General features: G+C 61.9%; 17 protein-coding genes. 3 read left to right on the top strand and 14 right to left on the bottom strand.

The window, feature by feature from the left end; all coding sequences use genetic code 11:
• Positions 1-296 precede the first annotated feature (296 nt).
• Positions 297-848, top strand: coding sequence for a lipoprotein (locus R2E40_RS12720; RefSeq protein ID WP_024944003.1), 552 nt, complete (start codon positions 297-299; stop codon positions 846-848).
• A 145-nt stretch (positions 849-993) separates the two neighbouring features.
• Positions 994-2,994: a hypothetical protein gene (locus R2E40_RS12725; protein ID WP_252451782.1), complete on the top strand. Its 2,001-nt coding sequence runs from the start codon at positions 994-996 to the stop codon at positions 2,992-2,994.
• 77 nt (positions 2,995-3,071) lie between these two features.
• On the opposite strand, the gene glgC is transcribed toward R2E40_RS12725, so the two are convergent.
• Positions 3,072-4,346 (bottom strand): glucose-1-phosphate adenylyltransferase, encoded by a 1,275-nt coding sequence (glgC, locus tag R2E40_RS12730; RefSeq protein ID WP_011706313.1) that lies wholly within the window; start codon positions 4,344-4,346, stop codon positions 3,072-3,074.
• 188 nt (positions 4,347-4,534) lie between these two features.
• Here glgC and R2E40_RS12735 point away from each other — a divergent pair, with 188 nt between their 5' ends.
• The gene (locus R2E40_RS12735) at positions 4,535-6,175 is read left to right on the top strand and encodes an EAL domain-containing protein (RefSeq protein ID WP_275201803.1); all 1,641 of its coding nucleotides are present in this window, start codon (positions 4,535-4,537) and stop codon (positions 6,173-6,175) included.
• On the opposite strand, the gene R2E40_RS12740 is transcribed toward R2E40_RS12735, so the two are convergent.
• The 13 genes from R2E40_RS12740 to R2E40_RS12800 form a co-directional block, all read right to left on the bottom strand.
• Entirely contained in the window at positions 6,138-6,632 is a 495-nt protein-coding gene (locus R2E40_RS12740; RefSeq protein ID WP_318163519.1) for a hypothetical protein, read from the bottom strand. The two genes, R2E40_RS12735 and R2E40_RS12740, sit on opposite strands and share 38 nt — an antisense overlap.
• Before the next feature lie 168 nt (positions 6,633-6,800).
• The gene (locus tag R2E40_RS12745; protein ID WP_010674427.1) at positions 6,801-7,163 is read right to left on the bottom strand and encodes a DUF2750 domain-containing protein; all 363 of its coding nucleotides are present in this window, start codon (positions 7,161-7,163) and stop codon (positions 6,801-6,803) included.
• A gap of 187 nt (positions 7,164-7,350) precedes the next feature.
• A complete protein-coding gene (locus R2E40_RS12750; RefSeq protein WP_011706316.1) occupies positions 7,351-8,655 on the bottom strand; it encodes an inosine/guanosine kinase in 1,305 nt (434 codons plus the stop codon).
• A 179-nt stretch (positions 8,656-8,834) separates the two neighbouring features.
• A complete protein-coding gene (locus R2E40_RS12755) occupies positions 8,835-9,227 on the bottom strand; it encodes an MAPEG family protein (RefSeq protein WP_219313354.1) in 393 nt (130 codons plus the stop codon).
• Positions 9,228-9,300: 73 nt separating this feature from the next.
• Positions 9,301-10,275 (bottom strand): ferrochelatase, encoded by a 975-nt coding sequence (hemH, locus tag R2E40_RS12760; RefSeq protein WP_318163520.1) that lies wholly within the window; start codon positions 10,273-10,275, stop codon positions 9,301-9,303.
• 114 nt (positions 10,276-10,389) lie between these two features.
• Positions 10,390-11,034 (bottom strand): adenylate kinase, encoded by a 645-nt coding sequence (gene adk / locus R2E40_RS12765; protein ID WP_011706319.1) that lies wholly within the window; start codon positions 11,032-11,034, stop codon positions 10,390-10,392.
• 254 nt (positions 11,035-11,288) lie between these two features.
• Positions 11,289-13,214, bottom strand: a complete 1,926-nt coding sequence (htpG, locus tag R2E40_RS12770; protein ID WP_318163521.1) for a molecular chaperone HtpG — start codon at positions 13,212-13,214, stop codon at positions 11,289-11,291.
• A 210-nt stretch (positions 13,215-13,424) separates the two neighbouring features.
• Positions 13,425-14,027, bottom strand: coding sequence for a recombination mediator RecR (gene recR, locus R2E40_RS12775; RefSeq protein ID WP_010633741.1), 603 nt, complete (start codon positions 14,025-14,027; stop codon positions 13,425-13,427).
• A 125-nt stretch (positions 14,028-14,152) separates the two neighbouring features.
• Positions 14,153-15,010, bottom strand: coding sequence for a formate dehydrogenase accessory sulfurtransferase FdhD (gene fdhD / locus R2E40_RS12780; protein WP_318163522.1), 858 nt, complete (start codon positions 15,008-15,010; stop codon positions 14,153-14,155).
• Between the two features lie 9 nt (positions 15,011-15,019).
• Complete coding sequence (locus tag R2E40_RS12785) at positions 15,020-17,149, bottom strand: sigma 54-interacting transcriptional regulator (protein ID WP_318163523.1); 2,130 nt, start codon at positions 17,147-17,149, stop codon at positions 15,020-15,022.
• A 354-nt stretch (positions 17,150-17,503) separates the two neighbouring features.
• Positions 17,504-17,902 (bottom strand): hypothetical protein, encoded by a 399-nt coding sequence (locus tag R2E40_RS12790; RefSeq protein WP_005301849.1) that lies wholly within the window; start codon positions 17,900-17,902, stop codon positions 17,504-17,506.
• 81 nt (positions 17,903-17,983) lie between these two features.
• Positions 17,984-20,128 carry a formate dehydrogenase subunit alpha gene (gene fdhF / locus R2E40_RS12795; protein ID WP_318163524.1) on the bottom strand — a complete coding sequence of 715 codons (2,145 nt, stop codon included), beginning with the start codon at positions 20,126-20,128 and terminating at the stop codon, positions 17,984-17,986.
• Between the two features lie 46 nt (positions 20,129-20,174).
• Complete coding sequence (locus tag R2E40_RS12800; RefSeq protein WP_017781341.1) at positions 20,175-20,774, bottom strand: 4Fe-4S dicluster domain-containing protein; 600 nt, start codon at positions 20,772-20,774, stop codon at positions 20,175-20,177.
• Positions 20,775-20,778: the final 4 nt, after the last annotated feature.

A 20,778-nucleotide genomic window follows, 5' to 3' on the forward strand; every position in this document is an offset into this window, starting at 1 on the left:
TAATGATTATCAGTTTGTATTTGTGCGGCGGTAAAATACTCGCTTTGAAATCCCCCGGTCAATGGGATTTTTATGCCGATAAAACTGGAACTTATCTGTGGATATGGCGGGTGCCACGGCTGCTGCGGCCCACCGTGCAGGTCCGGCCAGCCTTGTCCGTATGAGCACCGCAGCCAACCCCCCATATGAGGCTGCGACAAAAACCGCGGACTCGCCGCCCACGCTGGCAGCGAACGCCATTTCCCCCTAAGATGGCGCCATCTTTATGACCATTGTCTCAACCCACGGGATCCTCGATGTTAAAGCACCTGCTTCTGCTCCCCCTCAGCCTGCTGCTGGCCGCCTGCTCACTCACCCAGTACAACGTCAGCGAAGGGGAGATCAACCAATACCTCAAAGAGAGGGTCGCCTTCGAAAAGCAGCTGGGGATCCCCGGCATCATGTCGAGCAAGATCCGCCTCGATGAGATGCAAAGCCGCATCGGTCGCCGCCAGGCCGACCGGGTCGAACTGGATGCCGCCGGCGATCTGCAGGTAGCGAGCCCCCTTGGCAGCCAGCAGATGAAGATCCGCCTCTCCCTGAGCGCCCGCCCCGACTACGTGGCCGAGCAGGGCGCCATCTATCTGCGCGATCTCGAGCTCATCTCGGTCAAGACCGAGCCGGCCGACGTGGGTACCGCCCTCACTCCGCTGCTGCCCACCTTCAACCAGTCGCTCTCGCTGTTCCTCTCCCAGACCCCCGTCTACCGGCTTGACGGCAGTCGCAAGAACGAAGCCAGGATCAAAGATAAAGTCGAGGCGCTCAAGGTGGAGCCCGGCCGGCTGGTCATCCCCTTCAAGCTGCTCTGACCCCCAACCGCGCCCCTCTTCTCTTCAACTCCAGGGGCGCGGTTTTTTCTTCTCAAGCCCCGCCCTTTGCCTCATAATGCACACCATTCTCATTTAGATTCATGAGAAGCGTCATAATAAAATCAAACATATGGTGAGAAGGGACATGAGAAAAACCGTACTGGTCCAGGCGATCGCCTGCGCGATCCTGAGCGGCGCCGCACACGCCGCCGTCAAGGTAGAAGACAAGACATTCAACACCGCCGCCAACATGCTGGCCTACACCGAGTTCGAACTCTCCGGCGAGCCGCTGGCCGAGGCCCTCGGTCTGGATCTGGATGTGCTGGACGCCAACCGCGCCGATGAGCCGACCCCGTTCGACTTCGCCGCCGGCATCGAATCCTACGAATACTCCGAAGAGGCGATGTACGCCCTCAACTACCAATCCGGCATGGGCCCCCATCTGGTGAACGGGCCGCAAAACCAGGCTCGCGGCGGCACCATGGCCTCCCTCGGCCAGCGGGTGCTGGCCATGGCCGATGCGGTCGGTTTCCCGGCCGATGAAGTGCCGCAGGGCATGTATCCCCTCTCCCTGCCCTACTCCTCCGCCAACCCGGAGTTCGCTCAAGCCGTCAACGCCACCCCGGTCAACGGCGACCAGATCACCATCAAGACCGCCAAGGGCAACGAGAAGAGCGTCAAGACCCAGGTACCGGCCTACTTCCGCGACTACGCCACCCTGCGCTGGAGCGGCAGTGACAACCTGCTGGTGCCGGCGGCCGTGGGCGGCATCCTGCTCAAAGAGGTGATGTGGTCCCAGGACTTCCTCGGCGGCATGCACGTGGCCGAGACCGATGAAGAGGTGGAAGCCGCGTCCGCCACCATGGATCAGGACGGCAAGCACAAGCTGGGCGTCTCTGCCGCCGACGGCTTCAACGGCATGATGCTGACCGAGCAGTCCATCGACAAGCTGGCCATCCTGCAGGGTCAGCTCGGCTTTGACGGCAAGCAGCTGGGTGCCAAGATCACCCCGCAGTACGATCCGGCCAAGGGTATCGTCTACTTCCCCCATCAGGTGAAAGTGACCGAGACCGGCAAGAACGACGTCGGCGCCATCGGCAAGCTCGAGGTGGTGGACGGCTCAGCCCAGCTGCGCGACGCCTGGATGATGCTGTGGCCGCTCTCCGAGTTCTACGCCTTCACCGATCAGCGCAGCGCCAACACCAACCAGAACCCGGCCTTCCACGCCGTGTTTGACGGTGCCCCGTTCGCCGCCGCACCGGCTGCCAACAAGGGCAGCGATGCCGCCAAGCTGGTGGCGGGTGACGATGCCTTCTCCCTGGCACTGAACCTCTCCGGCATGGTGTTCAAGAACCTCAATGCCCTGCACTTCGAACCCAAGGCTGGCACCCTGGTGGACAGCTGGCAGGCCGGCAAACAGGGCAAGCACGTCACCACCTTTGACGCTGCCTACAGTCTGGTCGCTCTGCAGATCTTCCAGCGCGCCCAGGATGCGCTGCCGGTCGGCTACGCCGCTGGTGACAATGGCGAGCTGAACCTGAAAACCGCCCAGGGCCAGCAGGCGCTGGTGCTGATCCGCCAGCAGGCCGACTTCATCCTGGCCAATCTCAAGGGCAAAAATGGGCTGGTACACGATGGAGTCACCCTGGGTGGCAAGCTCGATGCCGGCCAGTCCATCGATGCGCAGTTTGCCGCCATCCGCGGCCTGACCGCCGCCTTCCTGGCAACCTCGGATGCCAAGTACCGCACGGCGGCGCGCGAGCTGTTCATCGCCGCCGATAAGGCCTACTTCAACCAGAAGGCCGGTACCTGGCTCGCCGGCAAGCAGGGTGAATACACCCCCTGGACCCAGGCCGCCATCTCCGGCGCCCTGCGCTCCGCCATGCTGAACCTGCGCAACGAAGGCGGCGAGAAAGCCCCGGCGCTGGAGCTGGCCCAGCTGACCCAGCGCTACGTGAGCTGGTTCCGTGGCACCGTCAACGGCGGCATGCAGATGGCCGAGTGGATCGGCGACTCCGGCGAGAACGTCATCGAAGGGGCCGGTGGTGACACTGACGAAGATGGCGTCCCGCAAGTGACCGCCGCCGGTGGCAAGCACGGCACCGCCATGGTGATGGCCGCCAAGGCGCTGATCACCGAAAAATAATCAGCCACTCGCTGAATAGAAAAAGGGAGCCATATCGGCTCCCTTTTTAGTTGTGGCGTCTGGCGTTGTGCATGACATCACCCCAGCTTGGCCAGCATCTCCTTGGTTACCAGCACGATACCCTGCTCGGAGCGATAGAAGCGGCGGCTGTCCTCGTCGGCGTTCTCCCCCACCACCAGCCCGTCGGGCAGCTTGCAGCCCTTGTCCACCACCACCCGCCGTAACCGGCAACCCGAGCCGATCTCGACGCCGGGGAAAATGATGGCCTGATCCAGGGTGCAGAAGGAGTGCACCCGTACATGGGTGAACAGCACGGAGTTGAGCACGAAGGAGCCGCTGACGATGGATCCCCCCGCGAACATGGAGTTGATGGTCATGCCGTGCTGGCCGTTTCTGTCCTGCACGAACTTGGCCGGCGGCGTCATGGTCTGGCTGGTCCAGATGGGCCAGTTCTCGTCATAGATGTCGAGCTCGGGCACCACGGAGGCGAGATCCATGTTGGCCTCCCAGAACGAATCCAGGGTACCCACGTCGCGCCAGTAGGGTTTCTGCCCCTCCTTGGCCCCCACGCAGGACATGGTGAACGGGTGGGCAAACGCCTTGCCCTCTCCCACGATGCGCGGGATCACGTCCATGCCGAAATCGTGTTTGGATTCCTGGTTGTGGATGTCCTCTTCCAGCAGCTGATAGAGGTACTCCGCCTCGAAGATGTAGATGCCCATGGAGGCCAGGGAGACGTTCTCGTTGCCCGGCATGGCGGGCGGATTGGCCGGCTTCTCCACGAAGGCGCGGATCTTGCGCTGCTCGTCGATGTCCATCACCCCGAAGGCGGAGGCCTCCGCGCGCGGCACCTCAATGCAGGCCACCGTCACCTTGGCGCCGAGGCGCACGTGATCGAGCAGCATGGCGGCATAGTCCATCTTGTAGATGTGATCCCCCGCCAGCACGACGATGTATTTGGGGCCGTAGTCACGGATGATGTCGACGTTCTGGTAGATGGCGTCGGCGGTGCCGCGATACCAGTGCACCTCGTCCACCCGCTGCTGGGCGGGCAACAAGTCGATGAACTCGTTCATCTGGTAGCGCAGGAAGGACCAGCCCGATTGCAGGTGGCGCAGCAGGCTGTGGGACTTGTACTGGGTCACCACCCCGACCCGACGGATGCCGGAGTTGATGCAGTTGGAGAGCACGAAGTCGATGATGCGGAACTTGCCGCCAAAATGGACGGCAGGCTTGGCGCGGTTGTCGGTCAACTGCTTCAGGCGACTGCCCCGTCCCCCCGCGAGCACCAAGGCCATACTCTGGTTCAATAGTTGCCGTGCTTTGGCAGTATTTACGGGTTCTAACAACATAATTACCTCTGCCTTGTTTTGGTCCATTTTCGATTCATCTTCGCCTGTTTCCGGCGCCATGAAAGTGGTTTCACTCACATTTAACTGATTTCAATTGGCCCTTTTCCAGGAGTTGAGCGGGATCTCATGCTTTGCGGCGCGAGCTTGGTTAGAATTTCAACATCAACGACATCATCAAGGATGACACCATGTTGAACAAGCTCGGGAGCAACCAGCTGCTGGTGATCGCTCTCCTCTGTGCTCCCCTGCTGCTGTTGCAGGGGCTCTGGCTCGCCTTCACCAGCACGCTGCTGACCCTGCTTATCATCCTCGCCACCAGCCTGCTCGGCTTTGGCTTGCTGAGCATGCTGACCCTGCGCCTCCAGCAGGCAGAGCGCAGCCACCAGGAGCAGGTGTGGTGCCGGGCGCTGCAGCTGCGTGACCCCACCTGTCTCACCACCCCCGAGGCCCAGGCCACCCTGCAGCAACTGCTCGCCCACTTCAACGAGGCCGAGCGCGACGCCCACCGCCAGATCAGCGAGCTGCACAATCAGGCGACCCAGGACGAGCTGACCCAGCTGCAAAACCGCCATGCCTTTCGGCGCGACATGACCGAGCTGCTGCAGCGGGATCAGGACACCCAGACCGCCACCCTGGTGCTGATCCGCGCCACCGAGCTTGGCAAGCTCAACGCCCAGCGCGGCTTTCAGTCGGGGGATGCCTACATCAAGGATATCGCCAATATCATCACCAGGGTGGTGAGCCGCTTCCCGGGCCATCAGGTCTATCGCATCTCGGGGGCCGACTTCGCGGTGCTGGTGCAGCCAGTCGCCAACATCCCGCCCCCCCTGCTCGGGCGGGATCTGAAGATCGCCTTCGATCACTATCAGCAGCAGCATGAACTGGAGAGCGCCGCCTACTCCGGGCTGACCCGGCTCAGCAGCGGCCAGAAGATCGAGGCCATTCTGGCCAGGGCGGATCTGGCGCTGGCCCGCGCCCAGACCGAGACGGTCAATGGCTGGGCCATCCAGCAGGATGACAGCGTGGTGGAGCTGCAGGGGCAGCATCACTGGAAGCTGGTGCTGACCGAGCTGCTGGAGCAGGAGCGCATCAGCTTCACCTACCAGCCGATCCAGCCGATGCACCGCAGCATGCTGGCCTACAACGAGATCTACACCCGTTTCAGCAGTGCCGACGGCACTGTGCTGCCCACCGACACCCTGTTCGCCATGGCCCAGCGGCTGGACATGGTGATGCGGCTGGAACAGATGCTGGTGACCCACGTGATGCGCCAGTACCGGGCCTTTGGCTCGAATCAGAGTCGTTGGGGCATCAACCTCTCCAGCAACCTGCTGCAAAACAGCGCCTTTCTGATCTGGCTTGACCGACAGCTGCTCAACGACCCCAACACCAGCGCCAACCTGGTGTTCGAACTGGATGAAGAGCATCTGGAGCGCAACCTGACCGGGGCCAAGCGGGTGTTCGAACTGCTCAGGCGCAACGGCAGCCGCTCCGCCATCTGCAACTTCGGCAAGGGGATAGGGTCATTCAACCTGTTTCGCGAGCTCAAGCCCGACTACATCAAGCTGGATCCGGCCCTCATCACCGGGCTGGAGCAGGATCTGACCAATCAACAGTTCGTGCGGATGATCGTCGACGTGTCACACCGGATGGGGTGTCAGGTGATTGCGGAAGGGGTGGAGCAGCTGGGTCAGAAGCAGCTGCTGCAGGGCATGTATGTGGACGGGCTGCAGGGCTATCTCATCGCCAAGCCCCAGCAGTTGCGACCGGATATCAGCCAGCTCGGGCTGTTTACTGAGGATGCTTCAACTTCAACAGAGTCAGAATGATGTCGTTGAGCTGGCGATAGCGCTCCAGTTCCTTCTGATCGTAACGGGTCGCCAAGGTGGTGGGATTGTGGCGATTCTTGAGGTAACGGTTGATCTGCAGCCGGTTGAAACCGGCCACCTGATAGACCTGCCCCAGCAGGGCATTGAGCTCTTCGTGTTCAAGACCGGCCTTGACGAGGTAATCCTCCTGGGCCGGGCTCTCCAGCTGGCAGCTCTGCTTGGCGATGCGGCCGGTCTCCTGCAGATAGCTGAGCCACTGCTCCAGGTAGAGCGGCTTGCAGCCCGCCAGCAGATTGAAGAAACCCACCGCATCGCAGCGGCAGTCGGTCAGCAGCAGCACCGCCAGTTGATCGTCATCGCAGCGGAAGGTGACGGGGCCGCTCTGCCCCCAGTCCAGCGCCTGAACCCGGATCTCGGCTCGCGCCCCTGCAACGCCGGTGACGTCGAATACAAACATGGCTCCTCCCGCTCGGCAAAAGGTTGATGATGGACCATCCCTCTGGCGGGTGCAAAGCCAAATCGCCTTTTCATTCAGTATTCTGCAAGCCGGCCATAAAAAAACCGACATCCTCGCGGATATCGGTTCTCGTCAGACGGGCCCAGGCCCGGCTCAATGCAGTGTGGTTCAGGCGTCCAGTTCCACCAGCGCCTTGGCCAGCTCGATGGGCTCGAGCTCCTGCCCTTCCAGATCGGCGTTCCAGTTCGGGCCGACCAGCACGTCGTCTTCGTCCAGATCGTTGATCCAGATGTCGAGAAACTCTTCCAGCTCGATCACTTCCGGCTCGTAGTCGGCCCATTCGTCCACGCAGTGCAGGCGGGCATCCCCTTCGGCAGACCAGAGCGGCATCACGTCGGCATCTTCGAACTCGGCAGAGCGGCAGACGACCCAGTCTTCACCGTAACGCAAGCCCCATACCTGACCCGACTCGCGGACTTCTTCGATGAACAGTTGGAAATTGGCGTCAAGATTGTCAGTTAACTTACTCATGGGGCTCTCTCTCTATCGGGTGCTGCGGCCACGGCAGTGCCGAGTGGCAATGCGGTGGCCAAATGGTGTCGCAAAAGTGACATGGACTCAAGCATCTTGGGGTTTATCACACAAAAAACTGCCCGCGGCCGGGTTTTACCTGACAAAACGCCTCCCGAAGGAGGCGTTTTCAGCGCAAGAGGCGGGATCAACGCTCCCAGTACACCTCTTCCAGGCTGTCTTCCTTCTCCGGCAGACCGCGCGACAAACGCGGGCTGCTCTGGGCCAGCACCTCGTAGCTCACCCGGTTGGCGTACTTGCACACCTGGGAGAGCGAGGAGTAGGTGAGAAACTCGGCCACGTGCTTGGCGGAGTTGGGCACGGCGCTGCGGTGATAGGCGTTGGCCACCATGTCGTGCAGCACGGCGGAGAGTGCCCCGTCCCCTGCCCCGTTGGTGTTCTTGATCTTCTCCGGCCCGCCCATGTAGGGAGAGATGTGGGAGTAGATGCGCTTGGGCACGCGGCAGCCACTGCGGGTCATGGGGCGGCTGAACTCGTACATGTTGAACTCGGGGATGACACCGGGCAGCAGCGGCAGCGTGGTTTCACGCTTGAAGTCCTCTTCGGTGTAGGCAGCCATGTAGAGCCCCACCGGCCCTGCGGTGCAGAGCACCATGTCGGCCCAGTCCAGCGCCTTGTCGGCGGCGGCCAGCGGATCGGAGAAGCCGGTCAGGGCCTCGCCCTCCTCCTCGTTCATGGCGAGCACGGTGACGTTCTCGCTGATGAAATCGCGCCACCACTGGGGGTCGGACTCGATGACGAAGCGGGTACCCAGGGTCAGCACCACCGGCACACCGGCCTCGCGGGCATAGCGTACGGCGGTCATGGCCGCGTCCTTCATCGGGGTGCCATCTTCACCGCGCACCAGGTAGGCGGTGATGACCAGGGCGGAGGACTCCTTGATGATGGTCTCGGGGATGTGGGCCACATCCAGATGGTCCATCTTGCCGGCGTTGATGCCGAAGCTGCGTTCGCCCCCTTCGGTGATGAAGGTGAAGCAGCGGCCGACCGGGCCGTCTACCGGCTGCAGGTAGTCGAGGTTGACCCGTGACGAGGTGTTGCACAGGTAACGGTAGGCGTAACTGCCGATGCGGATGTCCTGGCTCATGACGCCGAGCAGGATGGAGTGGGAGTCCGCCAGCACCGAGTAGTTGTGCATGGTGTTGCCGATGGTGCCGCCGGCAAACTCGCTCACCACCATGTTGTTGCTCTTGAGCTCGTCGTAGATCTGCTCGGCCACGTCATCGGAGATGAGCATGGAGTGGCCGCGGCTCAGGCCGTAACGCTCGAGAAATGCCAGATCAACGTGCGCCTCGATGTCGACCAGTGTCTGGTCAATCCCGACCACATAGGCCTTGCCCCGCTCCGCAAGCACCGCGCTCTGGGAGATGAGGGGATCACGACGATCCACTGGAAAGTAGTGTTTGGACTTGCGCTGACCGGGAAATTTCATGGCAATGTTCTTGTGCTCTGGGGGAAAGAGGGGCGGGATTTTAACACAATCCGCCGCGCCGAAAAGTCGCCTGATTAAAATATGAAGTCAGTATAGACACGGGCTGCAGAGGAAAACGTTTACCAAAACCCATCAAAAAAACCACCTCGCAAGGAGGTGATTTTTGCAGCGAACAAGACTCAGCCGGCGGCGAACCCCTGTGCCAGCGCCAGCACCGAGAAGAGCCCCAGCGCCAGCCAGAACAGCAGGGTGCCGACCAGCCTCGGCAGGTTGGGTGCCTTGGGGATCTGGATGCCGATGGCATGCAGGATGCGTCCCACCAGCAACGCCAGGCCGCCGGCATGGAGCCAGAAGGCCCCGACACCCGCCAGCTCGCACAGCGCCATCAGCAGCAGGGTGAGCGGCACGTACTCGGCAAAGTTGCCGTGGGCCCGGATGGCGGCGCGCATCTCGGGCGCCTCCCCTTCCCCTATCATCACCTTGAACTGGGCCCGGCGCTTGACCACCCAGAAGGAGAGCAAGAGGAACAGCAGCCCCAAGAGGCCGGCGTAAATCAGGGTGATATGCATCATGGTGAAACTCCTTCTCCTTGGATAGCGAACGACTGGCAGCCGGTGCCGATGGGCGGCACCAGCTGTATGTCTGTCAGGCCAGCTCGCGGCAGATCAGCGACACCATCATGCGGATGTGGGCCTGATCGCTGTTGAGGGCTGGAATGTATTCAAACTGCTCGCCACCGGCGGCCATGAAGATCTCCCGGTTCTGCACCTGGATCTCCTCCAGGGTTTCGAGGCAGTCGGCGGCAAAGGCGGGGCAAATCACGTCAAGCCGCTTGATCCCGGTGGCCGGCAGGCCACCGATGGTCACGTCGGTGTAGGGCTTGAGCCACTCCTCCTTGCCAAAGCGGGACTGGAAGCTGGCGGTCCACTGGCTGGCATCGAGCCCGAGCGCCTCGGCCAGCAGGGCGGCGGTGCGCCGGCACTGGTGACCATAGGGATCCCCTTCCCGCTCGTAGCGCTCGGGAATGCCGTGGAACGACATCAGCAGGTGCTCGCCCTGGCCGTGCTGTTTCCAGTGGCGGCGCACGCTCATGGCCAGCGCCTGGATATATTCGGGGTGAGCATGGTAATCACGAATGAGCCGCACCACCGGCAGGTTGCGCTCTTTTTTCATCGCCTTGGCCCAGCCATCGAACACCGAGGCGGTGGTGCTGACCGAATACTGGGGATAGAGCGGCAACAGGATCACCCGGTTGACCCCCTTGGCCTTGAGCGCCTGCCAGCCCTCATCCAGCGAAGGGGAGCCGTAGGTCATGGCCAGCTCCACCGGCACCTCGACCCCTTCGCGCTTGAGCTCCTGCTCCAGCGCCGCGCGTTGCTGCTTGCTTATCACCATCAGCGGCGAGCCCTGCTCGGTCCACACCTGCTGATAGAGCTTGGCCACCTTGGGAGAGCGGGTCGGCAGGATGATGAAGTGGAGCAGAGGACACCAGAGGTAGCGCGGCAGGTCGACGACCCGCTGATCGTGCAGAAACTGGCTGAGAAACGCCTTGACGGCGGCCGTGGTGGGCGCGGCTGGGGTACCCAGATTGACCAGCAAGATCCCGGTTTTCGTGGTCACGTATGCTTCCTGTCGTTCTGTTGTTATGTCTGAATGCAAGAAAGGGCCCATGCCGGGCCCTTGTCTCACTGGCACATTGCCGCTGGCCCCTTGGGGACGATTGCAATGGCGGGCTTAGCCCAGGATGGTCGCCAGCTGCTTGCTGACCAGATCCACCGGCTGGGTGCCATCGATCTTGACGTAACGGGTGTTGCCCGCTTCCGCTTCCTTGCCGTAGAAGCCGATGAGCGGTGCGGTCTGCTGATGGTACACATCCAGACGCTTGCGCACTGTGGTCTCTTCGTCGTCGGCACGGATCACCAGATCTTCACCGGTCACGTCGTCCTTGCCTTCCACTTTCGGCGGGTTGAACACCACGTGGTAGGTACGGCCGGAGCCGGAGTGAACGCGACGACCGCTCATGCGCTTGACGATCTCTTCGTCCGGCACGTCGAATTCCAGTACAAAGTCCACGGCAACACCGGCGTCCTTCATGGCTTGCGCCTGGGGAATGGTGCGCGGGAAACCGTCCAGCAGGAAGCCGTTGGCGCAATCCGGTTGGGCAATACGCTCTTTGACCAGGCCGATGATGATGTCGTCAGAGACGAGCTGACCTGCGTCCATCACGGCTTTGGCCTTGAGGCCCAGCTCGGTGCCCGCCTTGATCGCGGCACGCAGCATGTCGCCGGTGGAGATCTGCGGAATACCGTGTTTTTCCATGATGAACTGAGCCTGAGTACCCTTGCCGGCACCCGGAGCCCCCAACAGAACAATGCGCATACACGCTCCTATTGATTGGTTATTCAATTCTTGAGAAGGCAAAAAACTACACGGTTTCGCCCATTTTCACAAGCTTGCCCCGTGTGAGTGGCTTATTTTTCACCATCTTTCCGACATGGCAATACGACCATTGGCGCAGATCCGTGTACGAAAAATGAGTGAAAATGCAGCAGCGCTGCACGCAACTGGCGCCCACCCCAAACGGGGCAGGCGCCAGAAAAGAAAGAGCCCACTGCACGCAGTGGGCCCAAACATCATGCCTGGAGTAACAGACGGTTGATACGGGAGACGAAGCTCGCCGGATCATTGAGCCCACCCTGCTCGGCCAGCTGGGCCTGTTCGTGCAAGAGGGTGACCCACTCGCCGAACAGCGCCTCGTCCTGGATGGTATCGAGTTTCTTCACCAAGGCGTGGTCGGGGTTCAGTTCCAGAATGTACTTCTGCTCCGGCACCGGCTGACCGGCGGCGCGCATCAGCTTGATCATCTGGGTGCTCATGCCGTGGGCATCGGTGACGATGCAGGACGGTGAGTCGGTCAGACGGTGGGTGACGCGCACCTCTTTTACCGCCTCACCCAGGCTCTGCTTGACCCGCTCCACCAGACCGGCGTTGGCTTTCTCGGCCTCTTCCTGCGCCTGTTTGGAGGCTTCGTCTTCCAGATCGCCCAGATCCAGCTCGCCACGGGTGACGGAGACCAGCTGCTTGCCGTCGAACTCGGTCAGGTGGCTCATCAGCCACTCGTCGACCCGCTCCCACATCAGCAGCACTTCGACACCCTTCTTGCGGAAGATCTCGAGGTGCGGGCTGTTCTTGGCGGCAGCGTAAGAGTCGGCGGTGATGTAGTAAATCTTCTGCTGGCCTTCCTTCATGCGGCCAACGTAATCCTCCAGCGACACGGTCTGGGCTTCGCCCTCGCCGGCGGTGCTGGCAAAGCGCAGCAGCTTGGCGATCTCTTCGCGGTTGGCGTAATCCTCGGCCGGGCCTTCTTTCAGCACATTGCCGAACTCGCTCCAGAACTTGGCGTACTTCTCGGCATCATCCTTGGCCAGCTTGGCGAGCATGGTCAAGACACGCTTGGAGCAGGCCTTACGCAGGGAGACGGTCACCTTGTTGTCTTGCAGGATCTCACGGCTGACGTTGAGCGGCAGATCGTTGGAGTCCAGCACCCCTTTGACGAAGCGCAGGTAAGCCGGCATGAACTGCTCGGCGTCGTCCATGATGAAGACGCGCTGCACGTAGAGCTTCAGGCCGTGTTTCTGATCCCGGTTGTAGAGATCGAACGGTGCGCGGGCCGGCACGTAGAGCAGGCTGGTGTACTCCTGCGCCCCTTCCACCCGGTTGTGACCCCACAAGAGCGGATCTTCGAAGTCGTGGGCGACGTGCTTGTAGAACTCCTGATACTCCTCGTCCTTGATCTCTTTCGGGTTGCGGGTCCAGAGCGCAGTGGCGCGGTTGACCTGCTCCCACTCGCCCGGGGTGCCGACGATGGTTTCACCGTCTTCTTCGCCCTCTCCAACACTATCCGGGGTGCCCTCTTTGAACATCTCCACCGGCACGCTGATGTGATCGGAGTATTTGCTGACCACGGAGCGCAGACGCCAGTCGTCGAGGAACTCGTCCTCTTCGGCACGCAGGTGCAGGATGACGTCGGTACCGCGACCGGCTTTGGTCACGTCAGCCACGGTGAAGGAGCCTTCCCCTTCCGACTCCCACTGCACGCCCTGCTCCGGAGCCGTACCGGCGGCGCGGGACACCACGGTCACCTTGTCGGCAACGATGAAGGCGGAGTAGAAGCCCACCCCGAACTGACCGATCAGCTGGGAGTCGCGGCCCTGATCACCGGAGAGGTTCTTGAAGAACTCGGCGGTGCCGGACTTGGCGATGGTGCCCAGGTGCTCGATCACCTGATCACGGGTCATACCGATCCCGTTGTCGGAGATGGTCAGGGTCCGATTTTCTTTATCAACCACCAGGCGAACGCGCAACTGGCCGTCGTTTTCGAACAAAGAGGCATCGGAAAGCGCCTTGAAGCGCAGCTTGTCCGCCGCATCGGAGGCGTTGGAGATCAGCTCGCGCAGGAACACTTCTTTGTTGGAGTAGAGGCTGTGGGCCATCAGGCTCAGCAGTTGTTTGACTTCAGTCTGAAACCCGTGGGTTTCGGCATGAACGCTTTGGGTCATCGACACTATCCTCAGGCGATTCGGGTTGAACATATTCCCGATCCAAGATGGGGCCGGCGATCGCCATTTCAAGGGGGACAAAACGTCGAGGCGTGTGAATGGCGATTTTTGCGCCAATCGACCCTCTTGCCCAACAAAAAACCCGCCGAGGCGGGTTCTGGTATTGCTGCTGAGTCGCGACACAGGGCCTGTTGAAGAACAGACGCTGACTCAGTTGAGGGGCTGACGCCCCATCAGAGAGTGGGAGAGCGTGGTGCCGTCCACCAGCTCCAGCTCGCCGCCCACCGGCACCCCGTGGGCAATCCGGCTCACCTTGACGCCGGCGGCGCGGGCCATGTCGGCGATGTACCAGGCGGTGGCATCCCCTTCGATGGTGGGGTTGGTGGCCAGAATAAGCTCGCTGATCGCCTCGTCTTTCAACCGTCGCTCCAGGATCTCCAACCCCAGCTCCTCGGGGCCAATGCCGTCCAGCGGCGAGAGGTGGCCCATCAGCACGAAGTAGCGGCCGGAAAACTGACCGGTCTGCTCGATGGCAGCCACGTCCGCCGGGCTCTCCACCACGCACAGCAGGCCGTTCTCTTCGCGCTTGGGATTGGCGCAGATCTCGCAGCGCTCGTTCTCGGTGAAGGTGCGGCAGTGGCTGCAGTGGCCAATCTCGGTGAGGGCGCGAGAGAGCAGCTGGGCCAGCCGCAGGCCGCCGCTGCGCTCACGCTCGAGCAGGGTAAATGCCATGCGCTGGGCCGACTTGGGGCCGACACCCGGCAGCACCTGCAGGGCTTTCATCATCTCATCCAGCAGCGGGCTGAATTTCATGGGCTTGGTATCCTTTGACGCTGTGTCGGCCGCGGCGCCCTGACTGGCAAGGAGCGCAACCGAACCTATCTTGTTGGCGCAGGACTATACCCGAGCCAACTCCGAGCGCCAATGGCCTTGTGCCCTCAGCCCTCTGCCGAAACGGGGGATGACGCCGCGCTTGCCAGCAGGATGCGCTGGCGGCCGCTGTAGATCTCCGCCCGCCCCGGGCGGCAAAAGCCCACCAGGGTGAGCCCGGTCTGCTCGGCCCGCTCGACCGCGAGCTCGGTGGCAGCCGAGATGGCGAGCAAGATCTCCACCCCGGCGCTGGCGCACTTTTGTACCATCTCGAAGCTGGCGCGGCTGGTCACCAGGATGGCACCGTCACGGCGACCAGTACGGCACAGATGGCCTACCAGCTTGTCCAGCGCGATATGGCGCCCCACGTCCTCGCGAATGGCGAGGATGTTGCCCTCGCCGTCCACGTGCACGGCGGCATGGGTCGCCCCCGTGCTCTGCCCGAGCAGCTGGAGCGGGCGCAGCGCCGCCAGCACCTTGTCGATATGACCCACCGCAAAGCGCTGGCTGTCGGGCAGCCTTGGCTGGGCGCGAACCACCTGCTCCAGACTCTCGCTGCCACAGATGCCGCACCCGGTGCGCCCGACCAGGGTGCGCCGTTTCTCTTTCAGGCGATGAACGCAGCGATTGGCCAGGGTGATGTGCAGCTCGATGCCGCGGCAGGCGCTCTGCTGCTCGATGTCGTGGATATCGAGCAGGCTGTCGATGATCCCCTCACAGAGCGAGAAGCCGATGGCGAAATCCTCCAGATCGGCGGCCGAGCACATCATCACACTGTGGGCGATGCCGTTGTAGACCAGCGCCACCGGGGTTTCGCAGGGCAGCTGCATGGCGCTGTCGGTGGTGACGCCGCGCTGATGGTAATGGACCACCTCGCGGTGGGCGCTGAGCGCCTGCGGGGTGTCGGGGTCAAGTTCAAGCAACATCTGGGGGCCTTAGTTGAGGGTGCGGGGATCTTTGGCCGAGATCCCGAGCCGTTTCATTTTCGACAGCAAGGTGGTGCGCTTCATGCCGAGGCGCTGGGCCGCGCCCCGCTCGCCGGCAACGATACCGTTGCACGCCTTCAGCGCACGGATGATGCTAACCCGCTCATCCTCCCCCTGTGCCGCTTCACCCTGCGGCAAGGCGGGCAGCGGCTCACGGAACAGCTCCCGGGCCGGCTCGTCATAGACCAGGGTCTCTATCTTGTGAAAGCCCTTGAGGGGCAGCAGCTCGTCCGGCGAGAGATTGAGCACGTGGCCGCGGGTCATCACCACCGCCCGCTCGATGATGTTTTCGAGCTCACGGATGTTGCCGTACCAGGGGAGCGACACCAGCATCTTCATGGCGTCGGCCGGGATGGAGGTGATGGTGCGGCGCATCCGCTTGGCGATCTTCTTGATGAAGAAATTCACCAGCAGCGGAATATCCTCGCGCCGCTCGCGCAGGGGCGGCAGCTCGATGGGAAAGACGTTGAGCCGGTAATAGAGGTCGCTTCTAAAGCGCTTGTTCTTGACCATGGAGAGCAGATCGCAGTTGGTGGCTGCCACCAGCCGCACGTCGATGGCAATGGGGTTGCTGTTGCCCACCCGCTCCAGCTCGTGCTCCTGCAATACCCGCAACAGTTTCGGCTGCAAATCCAGTGGCATGTCCCCCACCTCGTCGAGGAACAGGGTGCCATTGTGGGCCCGCTCGAAGCGACCGATGCGCTGGGTCAGCGCCCCGGTGAAGGCCCCCTTCTCGTGGCCGAACAGATCGCTCTCGATGAGGCCAGTGGGGATGGCGGCGCAGTTCACCTTGACCATCTCGTGATCGTGGCGAGCACTCAGGGCGTGAATGGCCTGGGCGATCAGCTCCTTGCCGGTGCCGGTCTCCCCCAGAATGAGCACGGTGCAGTCGCTCTGGGCCACCAGCTTCACCTTCTCCAGCACCTTCTCCATCACGGCGCTCTGGTAGATGATGTTGGCAAAGTCCCCCTGCGGCGCGGGTCCGTCGACCCGAAGGGTCTTCTCCCTGGCGCCGGTGGTGTTGGAGATCTCCTGCTGCGCCTGCACGTTGTTCATGGCAATCGCCGTGCGCGCCGCCACTTGTTCGAGCAGCGAGATATCGAGATCGGCGAAGAAATCCGCCTCGGGGTGAGAGAGGATCAACACCCCCAGCAGGTTGCCCCGATAGCGCAGCGGCAGAATGCAGGAGCTGTCGGCGTCGGGGGGCAGGATCTGGGAGGTGAAGCGGCAGCTCGACTGGCAGCCGTGGCCCTGCTCGCGATAGAGGAAGAAGGGCTCGCTGTGACCGAGGGCCCCCTGCAGGCAGTTCTTCTCAAAACACGAATGGTTGATGATGCCGGGCTGTTCGCGCTGCTGCTGATTGACCAGGTAGCTCTTGAAGCTGTCGGAGGTGGCGTTGTACTCGGCCAGGCACAGGCTGCTGATGCCAAAGTGGTGGTGCAGTATGGTGAACAGGCTCTGGGGCAACTCGGCGATGCGCACCAGTTTGATCACCGCGTTGGTCACGTCCACCAGGATCTTGCAGCTGTCGCGCTCAAGGCGCAGGGAGTTGGCCTGCTCCAGGGTGCGCTCCTTGTCCAGCACGTTCTCCAGCGCAATGGCGACGATGGCCGCCAGCTGGGTCAGCTTGGCCAGGGTCTCCATCGGGAAGGCGTTGGCCTCGCGGCTGATGAACTCCACCCCGCCCAAATGGCTGCGGGCGGTGGTGATGGGCAGCTGGCAGTAGGATTGCAAACCGTCATAGACAGGAGTGCTCGCCAGCTGTTCGCAGCGGTGGCGAAAGCGGCTCGCCGGCAGCACGATGGCCTGCTCGCGGGAAAAATGGAGATCGGCCTTGCGGCAGATGAGGTGCGCCGGCCCCAGCTCCCCCAGGTAGTAGAAGACCGCCTCCTCCCCCGTCCCCAGATTGAGGATGAGGTTGACCCGATCCACTTGGCGAAAGCAGGGCTGGATCCGGTTCAGCTTTTTGATGAAGTCGTCCAGGGTGACGGCGGAGAGCAGGTTCTTGGAGAGGGAGAGAAAGCCGTCATCCCAGATGGGGGAGATGTCGGTCAACGGAATGGCACTCACATTCAGCATTCAGGCCTCGCATTACATCTAGATGGGTACCCTTGCCGGCCAATTGCAGCACGGCAACAACGGTAAACAATGCATCAGCCATCGCAGTCAGATGTTATAATTAATTTTTAAAAACTTAACGCTTAATTATAAAAACTAACATGCAGAGAAATAGCATCGCGCAGATTATCGCAGGATGGCTGGCATAATAAGTTAGCCCCATCCCCATTACAACCAAGCCGGCCCTGGCACATATTACAGCTCCGTCAGCGGATATTTCCCGCCACGCCCAAATATGGCGTCACTATCGCCGTCATTCGCCGCATATCGCTGCCAACTGGCCCCTCCTCTGCCCCTGTTGCCGCTGTCGCAGGCTCATGAGGAGAGCAGCCGGTAGTTGTGCAGCTTCAGCCCGCCGAAGATGAAGGCGGCCGAAAAGAGCTGAAGCCCCAGCAATAACCCACTGATATTGTCAGCTATTTCCACCGACACTACCCGATGGGTGAGATAGACCCCGAGCCCCAGCACGCCCGCCAGCAGGCAGTTGACCAGGGTGGTGGAGAGAAAGGCGATGAGCCAGGCCGCCTGCACGCTCAATGCCGCCAGCACGGCGCTCATGGCGATGCGCGCGGCGATAAAACAGCCGAAGAAGGCAAACCCCAGCAGAAATATCAATTCGTCGTGCCATAGAAAACACCCAATCCCTAACAACATCACCAGCAAATAAGCGGAGACATAAAAGATCCCGAACGAAAGATTTAATTCATTTTTCATGATGGACACCTGCCAGCTGAAAAAAGGATGAGCGGATCCGGGCCCTGTATACAGAGCCTGGATCCACTTTATTAACGACGATTACCCTTTGGCGGCGCTGCGCAATTTCGCCTTGAGCGCGCTGTATTCAGTCTGGACGTACACTTCCGCCCCCGGCTGCTCCTCGATACGCTCAATTTTCACTGCGCAGTACTTGTACTCCGGCGTGTAGGAGACGGGGTCCACGTGCTCGATAGTGAGCTCGTTGCAGGCCCCGATCCACCACTGGTAGGTCATGTAGACCACCCCGGCGTTGACCCGCTCGTTGTAGTTGGCGCGGGTGATCACCTTGCCACGGCGCGACGAGATCCAGACCAGCGCCTGATCCTTCACCCCAAGCTTTTTGGCATCGCTCGGGTGGATCTGCACATAGCCGGGCTCATCGGCCAGGGTCTGCAGCGCCGAGCAGTTGCCGGTCATGGAGCGGCAGGAGTAGTGACCTACCTCGCGCACGGTGGAGAGCACCAGCGGGTACTCGGCACAGGGCTGCTCCAGCGGCGGCCGCCACTCGGAGGCTATCAGCTGGCCCTTGCCGCTCGGGGTGGTGAACACGTTCCCCTCGAACAGGGTGCTGGTGCCCGGGTGATCCTCGGTCGGACAGGGCCACTGCACGCTCTTGAGATCGGCCATCTTGTCATAGCTGACCCCGGCGTAGAGCGGGCAGAGTCCGCGCAGCTCGTCCCAGATCTGCTCGGTGTCGCGATACTCCATGGGATACCCCATGGCGGTCGCCATCAGCGAGAAGATGGCCCAGTCGGGTTTCACGTTGTCCGGCGGCGTCACCGCCTTGTAGAAGCGCTGGAAGCCGCGATCCGCCGAGCTGTAGACCCCCTCGTGCTCGCCCCAACTGGTGGCGGGCAAAATGACGTCGGCCATCTCGGCCGTCTGGGTCATGAAGATATCCTGCACGATCACCAGCTCCATCCCCGCCAGGGTACGGCGGAACTGACCCAAGTCTGCCTCGGTCTGGGCCGGATCTTCCCCAAAGATATAGAAGGCCTTGCACTTGCCCTCCTCCACCTTGTGGCCAAGCTCGGTCAGCCGATAGCCGGGTTTCTGGGAAAGCGACTCCACGCCCCACGCCTTGGCAAACTTGGCGCTGATGGCGGGGTCGCTCACCGACTGATAACCCGGGAACTGGTGCGGCAGCATCCCCATGTCGCAGGTGCCCTGCACGTTGTTCTGCCCGCGTACCGGCCCGCAGCCGGTACCACGGCGACCGAAGTTGCCGGTCAGCAGCGCAATCCCCGCCAGCCCCTTGACCACGTCCACCGCCTGACCGTACTGGGTCACCCCCATGCCCCACAGGATCATGGAAGCAGGCGATGCGGCATAGGTGCGAATGGCGGCGCGGATATCGGCGGCTTTGAGGCCGGTGATCCCCTCCACATATTCCGGGGTGTACTTGGCGACCGTGGCCTTGAAGGTGTCGAACCCTTCGGTGTAGTTGGCGACGAACGCCTTGTTGTAGAGCCCTTCATTGATCAAGACGTTGGCGAAGGCGTTGACCAGCGCCATGTTGGAACCGTTTTTGAGCGGCAGCCACTGATCGGCGATGCGGGCGGTCTCCACCATGCGGGGATCACACACAATCACCTTGGCCCCGTTTGCCTTCGCCTTGAGGATATGGCGGGCGACGATGGGGTGAGAGTCAGCAGCGTTGTAACCAAACACCAGCAGGCACTTGGTCTCTTGAATTTCGGGAATGGCGTTGCTCATGGCGCCGTTGCCTACCGTTGTCTCCAGACCGGAGACTGAGGGTGCGTGTCACACCCTCGCGCAGTGATCGACGTTGTTCGTCCCAAGCACCGCACGGGCAAATTTCTGCATCACATAGTTGGCTTCGTTGCCGGGGCCACGGGCAGAGCCGGTGGTCATGATGGCGTCCGGGCCATATTTCGCCTTGATGGCAGAAAGGCGACTGCTGGCGAACTCGATCGCTTCATCCCAGGAGACGGCTTCGAGCTTGCCACCGCGCTCGCGGCGGATCATCGGGCTCTTGAGACGGGGGGTCAGCAGGTTGGTGTCGTTCAAGAAATCCCAACCGTAATAGCCCTTGAGGCAGAGCTGCCCCTCGTTGGTCCGGCCGTTGGCGCCTTCGGCCCCCACCACCTTGTCGTTTTCAACCAGCAGGTTGATCTTGCAACCGGTGCCGCAATAGGGGCACACGGTAATGACTTTTTTCATGACTCACACTCTTGTTTGTTAACGAAAAACGGCTCGGCAAGCCCGCTCACACCCGCGCCGGCATCGCCAGCAGGGCCTCGGCACTGGCCAACTGCTTCTGCCGGTTCAGGGTGTCAAGGTGGGCCGGCGTGACCAGCCGCAGCGCCTGGGTCGGGCACACCTCGACGCAGGCCGGGCCCGCCTCGCGGTGCTGGCAGAGATCGCACTTGAGCGCCTGCGCCTTGGTCTGCGGCCGCTTGAAGAGCGAATCGGCCGTGGGGGCCACCTCTTTCACCACCACCGCCATGGCGCCGTAAGGACAGGCCACCACGCAAGACTTGCAGCCGATGCAGCGCGCCTGCAACACCTTGACGCAACCATCCTCGCTGACGATGGCATTGTTCGGGCAGGCCATGGCGCACGGCTTGTCTTCACACTGGCGGCAGAGCACCGGCGTGGTCACCTTGCTGCCCACGATCACCTTCAGGCGCGGCTGAAAATGGCTGTCCTTGGAGACCAGATGTCCATCCTCGATGGCAAGATGCAGGCCGCCCTCCCGCTCAAGGGTCCCGCTGCAGGACCCTGACTGGTGTGAAACGGCGCAGGCCACCTCACAGGTACGACACCCAATACAGAGACTGGGATCTGCAATCACGAAGCTGTTCATAGAG

This window comes from Aeromonas sp. CD, from assembly GCF_033349375.1.
GTDB classification, from domain to species: domain Bacteria; phylum Pseudomonadota; class Gammaproteobacteria; order Enterobacterales; family Aeromonadaceae; genus Aeromonas; species Aeromonas hydrophila.

What these genes read in the sequence shown, in the direction of transcription:
- R2E40_RS12720 (WP_024944003.1), top strand. Translation starts at nt 297, where the DNA reads ATGTTAAAGCACCTGCTTCTGCTCCCCCTCAGCCTGCTGCTGGCCGCC.
- R2E40_RS12725 (WP_252451782.1), top strand. Translation starts at nt 994, where the DNA reads ATGAGAAAAACCGTACTGGTCCAGGCGATCGCCTGCGCGATCCTGAGC.
- glgC (WP_011706313.1), bottom strand. Translation starts at nt 4,346, where the DNA reads ATGTTGTTAGAACCCGTAAATACTGCCAAAGCACGGCAACTATTGAAC.
- R2E40_RS12735 (WP_275201803.1), top strand. Translation starts at nt 4,535, where the DNA reads ATGTTGAACAAGCTCGGGAGCAACCAGCTGCTGGTGATCGCTCTCCTC.
- R2E40_RS12740 (WP_318163519.1), bottom strand. Translation starts at nt 6,632, where the DNA reads ATGTTTGTATTCGACGTCACCGGCGTTGCAGGGGCGCGAGCCGAGATC.
- R2E40_RS12745 (WP_010674427.1), bottom strand. Translation starts at nt 7,163, where the DNA reads ATGAGTAAGTTAACTGACAATCTTGACGCCAATTTCCAACTGTTCATC.
- R2E40_RS12750 (WP_011706316.1), bottom strand. Translation starts at nt 8,655, where the DNA reads ATGAAATTTCCCGGTCAGCGCAAGTCCAAACACTACTTTCCAGTGGAT.
- R2E40_RS12755 (WP_219313354.1), bottom strand. Translation starts at nt 9,227, where the DNA reads ATGATGCATATCACCCTGATTTACGCCGGCCTCTTGGGGCTGCTGTTC.
- adk (WP_011706319.1), bottom strand. Translation starts at nt 11,034, where the DNA reads ATGCGCATTGTTCTGTTGGGGGCTCCGGGTGCCGGCAAGGGTACTCAG.
- htpG (WP_318163521.1), bottom strand. Translation starts at nt 13,214, where the DNA reads ATGACCCAAAGCGTTCATGCCGAAACCCACGGGTTTCAGACTGAAGTC.
- recR (WP_010633741.1), bottom strand. Translation starts at nt 14,027, where the DNA reads ATGAAATTCAGCCCGCTGCTGGATGAGATGATGAAAGCCCTGCAGGTG.
- fdhD (WP_318163522.1), bottom strand. Translation starts at nt 15,010, where the DNA reads ATGTTGCTTGAACTTGACCCCGACACCCCGCAGGCGCTCAGCGCCCAC.
- R2E40_RS12785 (WP_318163523.1), bottom strand. Translation starts at nt 17,149, where the DNA reads ATGCTGAATGTGAGTGCCATTCCGTTGACCGACATCTCCCCCATCTGG.
- R2E40_RS12790 (WP_005301849.1), bottom strand. Translation starts at nt 17,902, where the DNA reads ATGAAAAATGAATTAAATCTTTCGTTCGGGATCTTTTATGTCTCCGCT.
- R2E40_RS12800 (WP_017781341.1), bottom strand. Translation starts at nt 20,774, where the DNA reads ATGAACAGCTTCGTGATTGCAGATCCCAGTCTCTGTATTGGGTGTCGT.